This window comes from Stutzerimonas stutzeri, from assembly GCF_002890915.1.
Lineage (GTDB): Bacteria > Pseudomonadota > Gammaproteobacteria > Pseudomonadales > Pseudomonadaceae > Stutzerimonas > Stutzerimonas stutzeri_AF.
Map to the genome: position 1 here is coordinate 163,998 of NZ_POUT01000003.1, position 14,372 is coordinate 178,369.

At 66.5% G+C, this 14,372-nt stretch carries 10 protein-coding genes; 2 read left to right on the forward strand and 8 right to left on the reverse strand.

Annotation, left to right across the window (positions count from 1 at the left end):
* The first annotated feature begins 128 nt into the window (after nucleotides 1-128).
* Both CXK94_RS07840 and CXK94_RS07845 read left to right on the forward strand, forming a co-directional pair.
* Nucleotides 129-1,310 (forward strand): sensor domain-containing phosphodiesterase, encoded by a 1,182-nt coding sequence (locus CXK94_RS07840; protein WP_371257632.1) that lies wholly within the window; start codon nucleotides 129-131, stop codon nucleotides 1,308-1,310.
* 142 nt (nucleotides 1,311-1,452) lie between these two features.
* Nucleotides 1,453-1,905, forward strand: a complete 453-nt coding sequence (locus tag CXK94_RS07845) for a PA2169 family four-helix-bundle protein (protein ID WP_037043204.1) — start codon at nucleotides 1,453-1,455, stop codon at nucleotides 1,903-1,905.
* Nucleotides 1,906-2,723: 818 nt separating this feature from the next.
* Here the strand turns inward: CXK94_RS07845 and CXK94_RS07850 are convergent.
* The 8 genes from CXK94_RS07850 to CXK94_RS07885 all read right to left on the reverse strand — a co-directional run bounded on the left by CXK94_RS07850 (nucleotide 2,724) and on the right by CXK94_RS07885 (nucleotide 14,259).
* On the reverse strand, nucleotides 2,724-3,347 hold the full coding sequence (locus tag CXK94_RS07850) for a TetR/AcrR family transcriptional regulator (protein WP_102893906.1): 624 nt from the start codon (nucleotides 3,345-3,347) through the stop codon (nucleotides 2,724-2,726).
* A 390-nt stretch (nucleotides 3,348-3,737) separates the two neighbouring features.
* Entirely contained in the window at nucleotides 3,738-4,547 is an 810-nt protein-coding gene (locus CXK94_RS07855; protein ID WP_102893907.1) for an outer membrane protein OmpK, read from the reverse strand.
* Nucleotides 4,548-4,648: 101 nt separating this feature from the next.
* Entirely contained in the window at nucleotides 4,649-6,157 is a 1,509-nt protein-coding gene (locus CXK94_RS07860) for a uracil-xanthine permease family protein (protein ID WP_180984398.1), read from the reverse strand.
* A gap of 260 nt (nucleotides 6,158-6,417) precedes the next feature.
* Nucleotides 6,418-9,162, reverse strand: a complete 2,745-nt coding sequence (locus CXK94_RS07865; RefSeq protein ID WP_102893908.1) for a cation-transporting P-type ATPase — start codon at nucleotides 9,160-9,162, stop codon at nucleotides 6,418-6,420.
* A 115-nt stretch (nucleotides 9,163-9,277) separates the two neighbouring features.
* On the reverse strand, nucleotides 9,278-10,828 hold the full coding sequence (locus CXK94_RS07870) for a cation:proton antiporter family protein (protein WP_037038393.1): 1,551 nt from the start codon (nucleotides 10,826-10,828) through the stop codon (nucleotides 9,278-9,280).
* Nucleotides 10,829-10,966: 138 nt separating this feature from the next.
* Nucleotides 10,967-12,313: a nucleobase:cation symporter-2 family protein gene (locus CXK94_RS07875; RefSeq protein ID WP_102893909.1), complete on the reverse strand. Its 1,347-nt coding sequence runs from the start codon at nucleotides 12,311-12,313 to the stop codon at nucleotides 10,967-10,969.
* 139 nt (nucleotides 12,314-12,452) lie between these two features.
* The gene (locus CXK94_RS07880; protein ID WP_102893910.1) at nucleotides 12,453-13,658 is read right to left on the reverse strand and encodes a urate hydroxylase PuuD; all 1,206 of its coding nucleotides are present in this window, start codon (nucleotides 13,656-13,658) and stop codon (nucleotides 12,453-12,455) included.
* An 88-nt stretch (nucleotides 13,659-13,746) separates the two neighbouring features.
* On the reverse strand, nucleotides 13,747-14,259 hold the full coding sequence (locus CXK94_RS07885; RefSeq protein WP_102893911.1) for an ureidoglycolate lyase: 513 nt from the start codon (nucleotides 14,257-14,259) through the stop codon (nucleotides 13,747-13,749).
* Between the last annotated feature and the right edge of the window lie 113 nt (nucleotides 14,260-14,372).

The window sequence follows — 14,372 nt, forward strand, 5'->3', positions numbered from 1 at the left end:
TGGGGAAATCGGCGCCCGTGCGGTTGCCCGGGCGTGCACTAGGCTTTCGGCAGGAGGTACGGATGCTCAGGCAAATCGATTCCGCGCTGGCTGCGCAATGCGGGCCGCAATCGCTTCCTCTCCTGGAGATGCTGGAGACGCAGGACCTGTCCCTTGGCGGGATGCTCTGCGAGGCCCTGCATTCGGTACGGACCCATCTCGGCATGGAGGTGGCCTTCATCGCCGAGTTCAGTGGCGAGGAGCGGATATTCCGCTATGTCGATGGCCGTACCGAGCGTGTGACGATCAGCGCCGGTGACGCCGGCCCGCTCGAAGACAGCTACTGCCAGCGTATTGTCGATGGCCGCCTGCCGGAGCTGATCAACGACGCCTCGCAGCTGGCCGAGGCCCTGCTGCTGCCGGTGACCCGCGCGCTGCCGGTGGGCGCGCACCTCAGCGTGCCGATCCGTTTCAGCGACGGCAGACTCTACGGCACCTTCTGCTGTTTCAGCACGCAGCCTGACGGCAGCCTCAACGAGCGGGACCTGAACACCCTGCGGTTGTTCGCCGGTTTCGCCGGCCGCCTGCTCGAATACCAGGTCAGGCGCGAGCGCGGACGTGACGAGATGCAGGCACGGATCCGTTCGGTCCTGGCCGAGCGCGCCTACGCGGTGGTCTACCAGCCCATCGTCCATGTGGGGGAGGGGCGTGTGGTCGGCCATGAGGCGCTGGCGCGCTTTCGCGCGGTGCCGCAGCGCTCCCCTGACCAGTGGTTCGCCGAGGCGGGCCTGGTCGGGCTTCAGCAGGAACTGGAAGTCGCGCTGATCGAGGCGGCTCTGCAGGGGCTCAGGCACCTGCCGGCGGACAGCTACCTCTCGCTCAACGTGTCGCCCGACACGATTCTGGCCGGAGGTCTGGACCAGGTTCTCGGCGGGCAGCCGCTGGACCGGCTGATGCTGGAGGTGACCGAGCATGCCTCGGTTCCGGATTACACGCTCATGGCCGATGTGTTGCGCCCCTTGCGCGAGCGGGGGCTGCGCCTGGCGGTGGACGACGCTGGCGCCGGCTATGCCAGCTTTCGCCACATCCTCAGGCTCAAGCCGGACGTGATCAAACTCGACGGCAGCCTCATCCACAACCTCGACAGTGACGCCGATTGCCGGGCGCTGGCCGCTGCGCTGATCCGCTTCGCCGAGGAGACCGGCTGCAAGGTGGTGGCCGAAGGTGTCGAAACCGAGGCCGAACTCGCGGTGCTGCGCCGGCTGCAGGTCAACAAGGCGCAGGGCTATCTGCTCGGCCGGCCGGCGCCGCTCGAGCAACTGCGCCGCTGAGCACCGCCTTTTGCGCGAAGGTGGCCTGCAGGCCGGTTGCCTCCGGGCGGTTGCGCTGAACCTTTGTTCTTGCGGGGCAGTCGATTTTGAAAGCAGGCCGCGATCATTCCGGCCATTTCAATCGGTCCCGCAGGAGAGAGAAATGGATACGAAAGATACGATTTCCGTACTGAACGATCTGATCGAGACCAGCAAGGATGGCGAGAAGGGCTTCATGGAGTGTGCCGAGGATCTGCGCGAGCCGCAGCTCAAGAGCATCATGAACCAGCGCGCGCGCGACTGTGCCACCGCGGCGACCGAGCTGCAGCAACTGGTGCGCACCCTGGGTGGCGCCCCGGAAACCAGCACCAGCGTGGCTGGTGACATGCACCGGCGCTGGGTCGACCTCAAGTCGATGATCACCGGCAAGGACGACGAGGCGATCCTCAACGAATGCGAGCGTGGCGAGGATGTGGCGGTGAGAAGCTACCGCAAGGCGCTGGAGAAGGATCTGCCGGCGGAGGTGCGTACCATCGTCGAGCGGCAGTATCAGGGGGTGCTGCGTAACCATGACCAGGTCAAGGCGCTACGCGATGCGGCACGGGCGCGCGGCTGACCCTGCGCCGGCTGCGTTTTTTCGCATTTCATGGGATATGGATGCTTGGCACCGGACTGGCAAAATTGGGTGATGGTGCTGCTGTTCGGTTTAGTCTGAGACTTGGTCGTTAAATCGCTTATCGAGTGTGCTGATACTTCTGGTTTCGCCCTGCTGGGCGAGTCCCTTTTTCTTGTTTGGCCAAGAAAAAGGAACCAAAAAGAAGGCCACCCGACATCCGGCCCCGGCTGCGCCGGGGTTCCCTCCTTCCGGTGCCGCTCCGGGGGCCGTCACGATGGGACGTCCCTGTCCCATCATTCCTCGCTCGGCGTCCATGCCTCGCGTCCCCCTGCGCGACACCTCCACTCGGCCTCCTGACGGGGAATGGAGTCCGAGTTGCCTGGAAGATCGTTGATGTTTTCTTTGGCTTGGCTTTTTCTTTCTGCACGAACCATCAGGCGACACCCAACGCCCCTTCAGGAGGGTGAGCGGAATCGTTGCGTAGGGGGTTGAGCCGCAGGGATGCGGCGAAAGGACTGGGCGTCCCCGCTTAAAGGGCCATGGATGGCCCTTGTAAGCCGACCCCTGAAGCGGCGATGGAGCGAACGGACCCGGAGCGAAGCGCAGGGCCGTATGCAGGGGCAAGACTTTTTGGTTCCTTTTGGCGGGGCCGGCCATCCGGGCGACTGCCAAAAGGAACTCGCCCAGCAGGGCGAAACCAAGCCTTCAAGCAACTCGCTAAACGCCCATGAAAGCAAAACTTTCATTCAACACACCCAATCTTGCCAGTCCGATATCGAGCCTCTTTTTATGGTTATGGCTGCACGGGCACCGGGAGCTCAGTTGGGCGCGGCGGTGTCACTCACCTCGCAGCCGTTGATCACCATGCGGATGATGGTCTCGGCAGCGGCGTCGTAATCGGCGTCGTCGAGGCGGGCCTTGCCGGTGACGGTGCTGATCTGCCAGTCGAAATCGGCGTAGGTTTGGGTCGCTGCCCAGATGCTGAACAGCAGGTGATGCGGGTCGACGTCGGCCATCAGACCCTGGTCGATCCAGCGCTGGATGCAGGCGATGTTGTGCGCAGCCTGGGCATTGAGCTGGACGGTGCGCTCCGGCGACAGGTGCGGGGCGCCGTGCATGATCTCGCTGGCGAACACCTTGGATGCACAGGCGTGATCGCGGGAGATGCGGATCTTGGTGCGGATGTAGGCCCGTAGCACCTCGGCCGGATGGCCCGGCTGGTTGAACGGGGCCGAGGCTTCGAGCAGCGGCTCGACGATGCTTTCCAGTACCTCGCGATAGAGGTTTTCCTTGGACTTGAAGTAGTAGTAGACGTTGGGCTTGGGCAGCCCGGCGCGGGCGGCGATGTCGCTGGTCTTGGTGGCGGCGAAGCCCTTCTCGGCGAATTCCTCGCTGGCGGCTTTCAGGATCAGCTCTTTGTTGCGCTCACGGATACTGGACATAGGGCCTTTTCGCTGGCTGCCGTCGCTTGCCGACGACCGCCGGCATTCTAGGGCCTGTTGACGTTTCGGCGCGAGCCGCGTTGCTGCGACAAATGGCACCCGGTTAGGCGCAGGATGCAGGCAATGGTCGTTCCCTTGTCAAGTCCTGCAACGACAGCGGGTGTCATTTGCCGCGCAACCCGGAGGGCCGGGCCCGTTTTTGTGCGGCGATGCGTTATTCGTCGTTCATTTGGAATGACCAAACTTCTCTCCTCATGCCTTACTCCGCGCAAAAACGGGCTCCGGCGCGGCCGCGAGCGAAACGTCAACGGACCCTGGCACCGGCTTCGCGAGACGCTCAACCCAGCGCCGGGCGGCGGGCGAAGGGGGCTGGCCCCTTCGCCGTGACGCTTAGAAGTGCGCCTTGACGATGGCGCTGAAGGTGTTCTGGTCGGTCTTGAACGGCAGCGAACCGTCTTCCAGGCCGTACTTGTTGCTCCAGTAGTCGTACTCGATACCGACGTAGAGCTTGCCCGGTGTGTAGTCCAGCGCCTTGCCCAGGTCGTACTTGATCTGCGGCACGATGTGCAGGTTCTTCGAGAGGAAGTCGCCACGCGACTCGGAGCCGGCGTCGTTGACCACCCAGTCGATGAAGCCGTCGAAGAGGATGTCGGACTTGCCGACCGGGAAGGTCATGGCCCAGGTCGGGGTGACCTGCCACTGGCCGGAGGCGCGCCCGGTTGAGCCATCGGGCTTGCGGTAGTAGAGGTTGAGGGCGAAGCGGTCGAAGCCGGGCAGCTCCAGGTCCACCGCCGGGCCGAGCAGGTAGTTCTGGTTCGGCACGCCGTCGGCCGAGCTTTCGCCGCGTTCGTAGGTGGCGGCGACCAGCACGTCCTTGACCGGGCCGAACGACAGCTCGCGGCCGCTGATCTTGCCCAGCGACAGGCGCGGGCTGAATTCGCCGTAGTAGGTGTGGCCGTCGTTACCGCTGACGCCGTTGAACCAGATGTTGTCGACGAACAGGAACATGTCGCCCCAGGCCCAGCCGCTGGCGTGCTCGAAGGTGACGGTCTGCTGGGTGTCCGGGTCGATCTTGTAGTCCTTGCCGTACAGGTAGGTCAGGCTGTTGTCCTGCCAGTGCAGCAGGTCGCCGGCCAGCGCCGGGGTCGCGATCAGGGCGCCGCTGAGGGCGAGGCAGAGTGGGGCAGTCTTCAGTTGCATGTGGAGGGTTCCTGTGTGTTTTTTTATCGGGCGAGGCCGAGCGCGACCGGGCGCGTATTCTGGGCGAAGGTCGCGGCGGCGGGAAGCGAGGCGTGCGCCGTTCAGCCGGTGGAATCGGCCCTGGCGGCCTGTGGCATGGCGTCGCGGCGGTGGCCGTCGTGCTCCCGGTAATCGGGGATGTTCACCGACAGGGTGTTGGTGCCCACGGCATCCTCGATCAGCTCTTCGGGGTCGAAGACGTCCTCTTCGCCCGGCTCACGCGGCAGGAAGAGATTGAGCAGGATCGCGCTGAAGGCGCCGATGGTAATCGGCGAGCCGAAAATATTCTTCAATACTTCAGGCAGATGACTGAGCACCTCGGGTACCGCTGCGACGCCGAGCCCGAGGCCCAGCGAGATCGAGACGATGAGCATGTTGCGGCGGTTCAGGCCGGCTTCGGCGAGGATCTTGATGCCGGCGATGGCGACGGTGCCGAACATGATCAGCGTGGCGCCGCCGAGGACCGGCTTGGGCATCGCCTGCAGCACGCCACCCACCGCCGGAAACAGCGCCAGCAGGATCAGGATCGCCGCGATGTAGCGGCCGACGTGGCGGCTGGCGACCCCGGTCAGCTGGATCACGCCGTTGTTCTGGCTGAAGGTGGTCATCGGCAGGCTGTTGAATACCGCGGCGATCACCGAACTGCAGCCGTCGCCGAGAATGCCGCCCCTGATCCGCCGCAGGTACAGCGGGCCGCGGACCGGCTGGCGCGAGATCATCGAATTGGCGGTCAGGTCGCCGGCGGTTTCCAGCGGGGTGATGAGGAAGATCACCGCGATCGGGATGAAGGCCATCCAGTCGAAGGCGAAGCCGAACCTGAACGGCTGCGGCACGCTGAACGTCGGCAGCGTGGCGAGGCTGGAGAAATCCACCAGGCCCATCAGCCAGGCGGCGAAATAGCCGATGGTCAGCGCGACGATCACCGCCGACAGCCGCAGCAGCGGCATGCCGAAGCGGTTGAGCACGATGATGGTGCCCAGCACCAGCCCGGCCAGCGCCAGGTTGCGCAACGCGCCAGGGTCCTCGGCGCCGTAGCCGCCGGCGATGTCGGTCATCGAGACCTTGATCAGCGAGAGGCCCATCAGGCAGATGATGGTGCCGGTGACCACCGGGGTGATCACCCGCCGCAGCTTGTTGATGCACTGGCTGAAGGCGATCTCGACGAAGGCGGCGCAGAAGCCGATGCCGAACAGCGTGGCGAGGATGTCCTCGGGACTGCCGCCACGGCTCTTGACGATGAAGCCGGCCGCGAGGATGGCGCTGAGGAAGCCGAAGCTGGTGCCCTGCAGGCAGAGCATGCCGGCGCCGATGGGGCCGATGCGCCTGGCCTGGATGAAGGTGCCGATGCCGGAGACGAACAGCGCCATGCTGACCAGGTAGGGCACGTACTGGCCGAGGCCGAGCACGCTGCCGATGATCAGGGTGGGGGTGATGATGCCGACGAAACTCGCCAGGACGTGCTGCACGGCGGCGAAGATGGCGGGAAGCGGGGCGGGCCGGTCCTCCAGCCGGTAGATGAGGTCCTGGTTCGCTTGCGGAGCGCTGCCGCTCCTGGTTTCGGTTGCGGTCATTGTTAAGCCTGCCATTTGTTGTTGTACGGTCATGGGCTTGCGAGGCTTCACGGCACCTCTTTCGCTGGCCGCCGAAACCTGTTCGGTCGGTCAGGATGCTCGGACTATAGCAATCTGTAGACAGGCTAATAAACAATTAATTTTAATATTGTGCACAATTTTTATGCGCTGCTGGCCGATCGGTGACGGGGGATTGACGCCCGTTGCGAAGCCGGACCGGAGCGTGCCGTCCGGCTTCGAACAGGGCCGCCGCGCGCGGCTCAGCGTGCACCGGCCGGTGCTATTCGCGCGGCCAGCGGCGTATGGCGGATCACCAGCTTTTCCAGTTCCGCCATGCCGAACACCAGCAGGCCGGCGCAGACCACCTGGCCCCACTGCAGCGGCGACAGAGCGGTCGAAGCGAAGATCGACTGCATGAGCGGCGCGTGGGTGAAGGCCAGTTGCAGGGGAATGCAGGCGGCGATGGCCAGCAGCACGTAGGGATTGCCCGTCAGGCCCTGGCGGTTGACGACCGAGGCGAGGATCGAGCGGCTGTTGAGCAGGTAGAACATCTCCGCCATCACTACCGCATTGACCGCCATGGTGCGCGCCGCCTCGACGTTGCCGCTGCTGTGCATTTCCCAGAGGAACAGGCCGAGGGCGCCGGTCATCATCAGCACCGACACCATCAGCACCCGCCAGACGAAGAAGCCCGACAGCAGGGCCTCGCCCGGCGGGCGCGGCCGGCGGCCCATGATGCCGCGCTCGGCCGGCTCGAAGGCCAGCGCCAGCCCCAGGGTGCTGGAGGTGACCATGTTGATCCACAGCACCTGCGCCGGCGTCAGCGGCAGGGTGAGTTCGAAGAGGATCGCCGCGATCACCACCAGCGCCTCGCCTCCGTTGGTGGGCAGCATGAACAGGATGAACTTCTTCAGGTTGTCGTAGACCGCGCGGCCTTCGCGCACGGCGGAGGCGATGGTGGCGAAGTTGTCGTCGGCGAGCACCATGTCCGCGGCCTCCTTGGCCGCCTCGGTGCCCTTCAGGCCCATGGCCACGCCGACGTCGGCGCGCTTGAGCGCGGGGGCATCGTTGACCCCGTCGCCGGTCATGGCCACGACCTGGCCGTCGTCCTGCAGGGCCTGCACCAGGCGCAGCTTGTGTTCCGGGCTGGCGCGGGCGAACACGTCGACGTCCATGGCGACCTGGCGCAGGGCGGCATCGTCCATCAGCGCCACTTCGGCGCCGGTCACCGCCGGCTTGCCGACGCCGATGGCGAGCTGGGCGCCGATGGCCCGCGCGGTCTCGGCATGGTCGCCGGTGATCATCTTCACGCGGATGCCGGCGCGGTGGCATTCGTCCACCGCGACGATGGCTTCCTCGCGCGGCGGGTCGATGATGCCGACCAGCGCCAGCAGGGTGTAGCCGGCTTCGACATCGGCGAAGGTCAGCTGGTCGTTCGCCGGCGCGCTGCGCTTGCAGGCCAGCGCCAGCAGGCGCAGCCCCTTGGCCGCAGTGTCGGTCGCCATGCGCCGCCAGTAGTCGCGGTCGATGGGCTGGTCGCCGGCGTGCCCGGCCTGGCTGCCGCACATTTCCAGGATGCGCTCGGGCGCGCCCTTGACGAAGATCCAGGGCGCGCCGTCGCTGTCCTGGTGGTAGGAGGCCATGAAGCGGTGCTGCGACTCGAAGGGAATCGAGTCCAGACGCGGCCAGGCGCCGTCGGCGACGTGCTGGCTGAAGCCGACCTTGCCGCCCAGGACCAGCAGCGCGCCCTCGGTGGGATCGCCCATGACGCGCCACTGATGGGCCTGTTGCTGGAGGTGGGCGTCGTTGCAGAGCACGCCGGTGCGGATCGCCAGCGCCAGTGCGGGGTAATGCTCGGGGTCGACGATCCGCTCGTCGAGTTTGCAATCACCCACCGGTTCGTAGCCCACCCCGGAGACGTCGAATACGTGATCGGCGCAGACCACCCGTTGCACGGTCATCTCGTTGCGGGTGAGGGTGCCGGTCTTGTCGGAGCAGATCACCGTCACCGAGCCCAGGGTTTCCACCGCCGGCAGGCGTCGGATGATCGCGTTGCGCTGGGCCATGCGCTGCACGCCCAGGGCCAGGGTGACGGTCATGATCGCCGGCAGGCCCTCGGGAATCGCCGAGGCGGCCAGGGCCACCACCATCATGAACATGTCGGCGGCCGGATGACCGCGCCAGAGCGTGCCGAGGGCGAAGGTGGCGGCGGAGGCGGCCAGCACGGCGAAGGCCAGCCAGCGGCCGAAATGATCCACCTGGCGCAGCAGCGGGGTGGTCAGGTTCCGGATGCCGGTGAGCATCTGGTTGATCTTGCCCAGTTCGGTCGCCGCGCCAGTGGCGACGACGATGCCCGTGGCCTGGCCGAACACCACCAGCGTGCCGGAATAGGCCATGCCGTAGCGATCGCCCAGCGGCGCATCGGCCGCCACCGCTTCGATGCTTTTCTCCACCGGCAGGGATTCGCCGGTGAGCGCGGCTTCCTCGACACGCAGTTCCTTCGCCTTCACCAGGCGCAGGTCGGCCGGCACCCGGTCGCCGGAAACCAGCAAGACCCGATCGCCAGGAACCAGGTCGGCGGCGTCTATCTGGCGGCGGTCGCCGCCGCGCACCACGGTGGCGTGTGGCGAGAGCATGGCGCGGATGGCATCCAGCGCGGCTTCGGCCTTGCCTTCCTGGATGAAGCCGATGATGGCGTTGATCACCACGGCGGCGAGCAGCACGCCGGTATCGACCCAGTGCCCGAGGATGGCGGTGATCACCGCTGCGCCGAGCATCACGTAGAGCAGGATATTGTGGAACTGCATCAGCAGCCGCGTCAGCACACCGCGGCGCTTGGGCGGGGCGAGGCGGTTGGGACCGTACTGGGCGATGCGCCGCGCCGCTTCGTCGTCCGCCAGCCCGCCCGGGCTGCTTTGCAACTGCGTTTCGACTTCGGCGGCCGGCAGGGTGTGCCAGTTCGGTTGCGAATGTTCGCTGGGGTGGATGGTCGAGCGGTCGGGCATGGCTGGTGCCTCTGGATGGTCCGATGCCGTCGAAGCTTACCCAAGCGCTTGCCGGCCGGCACGATCTGCGGCCGCCGTTGTGTTTCCGAACAATGCAATCGTCCCGGCGCGGCGCTCAGGCCTGCGGCTGCAGCTCCCGGGCGACGTTCTCGGCCAGGCCGGTGCCGGCCTCGGTCATGGTCAGGTAGGTGTGGTCCGCGCCGGCGGCCTGGATGCGCAGGGCGATGTCCTCGTACATGGCATGGGACACGATCAGGCCCTTGAAGCCGATGGCGCGCAGCTTGGTGGTGGAAATGATCTTGGCCTCGGGATCGTTCATCGCCAGCACCACGGCCTGCACGTCGTTCATCGCCAGGTTCTGCCAGAACAGCTGGTCTTCGGCATCGGCGAAGAACACGTTGCGGCCTTCCTTGGCGTTGCGCTCCACCATCACCGGGTCGGAGTCCAGGCTGGCCAGGCGGAAGCCCTTGCGCTGCAGGTGATCGTAGGCGGCGCGTCCGGTACGGCCCATGCCCATCACCAGGATCTGCGCGCAGCCCAGCGACACCGGCTGTTCGTCGGGGTGGCGGATGTCGCGCTCCAGTGGGATCAGCCGCTTGGCCAGGCGCTCGTACAGTGGGTGGGCGACGCGGTTGAGCTGCGCCGAAATCACGAACGACAGTGCCACGCTGATCGCCAGCGGCGTCAGCCACTGCGGCAGCACCACGCTGGCGACGATCAGGCCGAACTCGCTGTAGTTGGTCAGGCTCGCGGCGCTGAGGAAGGCGCTGCGCGCACGCAGGCGGAAGCTGAGGAAGAGGAAGAAGAACAGCACGCCCTTGAGCGGAAGCAGCAGTGCCACCACGGCGGCGAAGATCATCGCGTTGGCATCCGGCAGGCCGCCGATGCCGATCTGCAGGAAAAACCCGACCAGGAAGACTTCCTTGATCGCCCACAGCGAATTGGACAGCTCGGTGGCGCGCGGATGCTTGGCGAGCATGGCGCCGAAGGCCAGGGCGCCGAGTTCCGAGCTCAGCCCGACCGCCTCGAATCCCGCGCCGCCGACCACCAGCGCCAGCATCAGGCCGAGCAGGACCAGCAGTTCCTCGTGGCCGCTGTGGTCGAGCAGGCGGAACAGCAGCGGCCGCAGCAGCGGCAGCAGAAACACCAGCAGCGCCCAGGCCGACGGCGTCTTGCCGCTGGCCAGGCTCATCACCACCAGGGCGATCAGGTCCTGGATGATCAGTACGCCGATCGCCACCCGGCCGTGGAAGGCACGCAGTTCACGCTTGCCCTCCAGCACCTTGGCCGCCAGTACGGTGCTGGAAAAGGACAGGCCGATGGCCAGCAGCAGGCTGTCCTGCCAGCTGGCGTCGAAGAACAGCACGATCGCCGGCAGCACCAGCACGCTGGAAATGGCGAAGTGCAGCAGGCTGCCGCCGATCACCTCGCGGCGCACCAGGTTGCCCAGCTTGAGCTTGAGGCCGACGGTGAACAGCAGCAGGAGCACGCCGAGGTGCGCCAGGTGCTGGAGGATCACGCCGTCCTGCTTGCCCACGCCGACATGTTCGCCGATCGCGGCCAGGGCGAAGCCGGCGCCCAGATAGCCGATCAGCGGCGGCAGGCCGATGGCACGGGCGAACAGGCCCAGGGTGAAGGCGAAGGCGATCCAGCTGGCTTCTAACATCGGTGGCATCCGGCAGGGCAGGGGCGGCGCATTTTAGCCAAGCCGGCATGGCAACGGGCGATCGAACGCAGTCGGCCCGGTAAAAAAGCCAGAGGCCCGCGCGATGGCGGGCCTCTGGCCTGCGACGAATGCGCAGCCTCAGCGATGACCCGCGCTGGCGCCCGTCAGCGCGCCGCGCTCGGCGCCGCCGAGCACGTTGAACAGCAGGTTGAGGGTCACCGCGCTGAGGGTGGCCACGGCGATGCCGCTGTGGGTGATCGGTTCCATCCAGTGCGGCAGCTGGGCGAAGAATTCCGGGCGCACCACCGGCACCATGCCCAGGCCGATGCTCACGGCGACCAGCAGCTGGTTGCGGCGATCGCCGATGTCGGCTTCCTGCAGGATCCTGATGCCGGTGGCCGCCACCATGCCGAACATCGCGATGCCGGCGCCGCCGAGCACGGCAGCCGGAATCGACGCGACCAGGAAGGCGGCCTTGGGCAACAGGCTGAGGCTGACGAGGATCACCCCGGCCAGGGCGGTGACGTAGCGGCTGCGCACGCCGGTCATCTGCACCAGGCCGATGTTCTGCGCGAACGAGGAATGGGTGAAGGTGTTCATGAAACCGGCCAGGAAGGTGGCGCCGGCGTCGCACAGCAGGCCGCGGCGCAGGCGTTTGGGATCGATGCTCTCGCCGGTGATCTTGCCGAGCGCGAGGAACATGCCGGCCGACTCGACGAAGATGATCACCACCACCAGGCACATCGACAGGATCGGCGCGAGCGAGAACGTCGGCGCGCCGAAGTGGTTCGGCGCCACCACCTGCAGGCTCGGTGCCTGGGCCAGCCCCGAGAGATCGACCATGCCCAGGCTGGCGGCCAGCACATAGCCCAGCACCATGCCGATCAGCACCGAGACGTTGACCCAGAAGCCGCGCAGGAACTGGTTGATCAGCAGGATGGTGAGCAGCACCGCCGCGGCGATGCCGAGATAGTGCAGGGCGCCGAACTGCGCCGCGCCGCTGCCGCCGCCTGCCCAGTTGACCGCTACCGGGAACAGCGAGAGGCCGATCGAGGTGATCACCGTGCCGGTCACCAGCGGCGGGAAGAAGCGCACGATCTTGCAGACGAAGGGCGCGATCAGCAGCCCGAACAGCCCGGCGGCGATGGTGGCGCCGAAGATGCCGGGCAGGCCGACGCCGGGCATGCCGGCCATGACCACCATGCTGCTCACCGCGGCGAAACTGGCGCCCATCATCACCGGCATGCGGATGCCGGCCGGGCCGATGCCCAGCGACTGCACCAGCGTGGCGATGCCGGCCACCAGCAGGTCGGCGTTGATCAGCAGGGCGATGTCCTCGCGGGGCAGGCCGGCCGCCTGGCCGACGATCAGTGGGACGGCGACGGCGCCGCCGTACATCAGCAGCACGTGCTGCAGGCTCACCAGGAGCAGTTGCAGGGGCGGCAGCCGGCGCGAGGCGCCGGCCGGCTCGTTGACGTCGTTCATGCAAAACACCTCGGGCGATTCTTGTTGTTGGCGGTCGCGATAGCCCCCTCTCGGAGGGGCCGGGTATTTCGTTGTGCGGTCGTGTTGGCTCTTGTTGGAATGGGGCGGGCCGTACCCGTGGGGGAACGGCCCGGCGGCGTCAGTCGATGCTGGCGCCCTTGGCGATCCAGCTGGCGAGCAGGTCGCGCTCGTCCTGGGTCATCTGGGTGATGTTGCCCAGCGGCATGATCTGGCTGGCGACGCTCTGCGCGTGGATCTTCGGTGCCAACTGGCGGATCTGCTGCGGCGTATCGAACATCACCCCGGCCGGCGCGGCGCTGAACATCGGGCTGCTCGGCTGCGCCGAGTGGCAGACGGTGCAGCGCTCGTGGATCACCTGGCTGACCTTGGCGAAGTCGTCGCTGCCCTGCTGCTGCGCGCTGCCGGCGGCGACATCCGGCGCGGCGGGCTGGCGCGCGGGCGAGGTGATGAAGGCCAGGCAGACCATGCCCACCGCGGCGGCCGGCAGCGCCCAGGCGAAGCGGTTGCTGTCGTGGCGGGTGTTGAAGTAGTGGCGCGCCAGCACCGACAGCGCGCCGAGGGCGGCGAGGATCAGCCAGTTGTACTGGCTGCCGTAGGTGCTCGGGAAGTGGTTGCTGATCATGATGAACAGCACCGGCAGGGTGAAGTAGTTGTTGTGCCGCGAGCGCAGCAGGCCCTTGGCCGGCAGCAGCGGATCGGGCGTGCGATTCTGCTCGATGGCCGCCACCAGCGCGCGCTGGGCCGGCATGATGATGCGGAACACGTTGCCGACCATGATGGTGCCGATCAGCGCGCCGGTGTGGATGTAGGCCGCACGGCCGCTGAACACTTGCGAATAGCCCCAGCAGGCGGCGATCACCAGCACGAACAGCACCAGGCCGAGCAGCGCCGGCGTCTTGCCCAGCGGCGAGTCGCAGAGCAGGTCGTAGACGAACCAGCCGACGATCAGCGAGCCGAAGCCGATGGCGATGGCGGCGGCCGGGCTCAGTTGGCTGCCCGGCGCGATCAGGTACAGGCCCGGGTTGAGGTAGTAGACCACCATCAGCAGGGCGACGCCCGAGAGCCAGGTGGTATAGGCCTCCCACTTGAACCAGTGCAGGTTCTCCGGCATCTGCGGCGGGGCCAGCTTGTATTTCTCCAGGTGGTAGATGCCGCCACCGTGGATGGCCCACAGATCACCCGAGAGCCCTTCGCGCGGGTTGCTGCGGTTGAGGTTGTTCTCCAGCCAGACGAAGTAGAAGGAGGCACCGATCCAGGCGATGCCGACGATCATGTGAATCCAGCGAATACCCAGGTTCAGCCATTCGGTCAGATGTGCGTCCACTTGTGTTTACCTCTCGCACGGCCGGCGAAGCGGCCGCTGTTTCTTCTTGTGGGAACCGGCTCGAGCATGTCGCGGACGCGGCAGATGCTCAGCGCGATTCCGATTGGGGGTCGAGGAGAAGCTGTTCACTCTCCGTGAAGAAGTACTCGTCGCAGTTGTTGCCGGAACCGCTGCGATCGACCACCAGGAATTCATCCCGCTTTTCGATCGTCAGCACCGGGTGGTGCCAGACGCCGCGGTGGTAATTGACGCCCTGCCTGCCATTGCTGACGAAGGCGCGGACGTGGCCCGGTACAGGTGCATCGCCAGGTGGCGCGACCACGACCAGAAAGGGGTTGCCGCGCAGCGGCACGAAGGCCTGGCTGCCCAGCGGATGGCGCTCCAGCATGCGGATGGCCAGCGGCATCTCCAGCGCCTCGGCGGCGAAGATGCTGATGATCGCGCGGTCTTCCGGCTGCGTAGTCTCCACGGTCGCCAGCTTGTGGTAGCGGCGGGTGGAGCCGTTGTTGATCATGAAATACTCGCTGGCTTCGGTTTCGATGACGTCGCCGAAGGGGGCGAAGGCGTCCTTGGTCAGCGGTTCGATGGTCAGTGTGCGCATGCTGTTCTCGTTGTCCGGAGAATGTAGGAGCGAGCTTGCTCGCGATCCCGGGGTGTGTCATTCGCGAGCAGGCTCGCTCCTACGGGGCTATGTGTCTATGCCAGGGGCGGCAC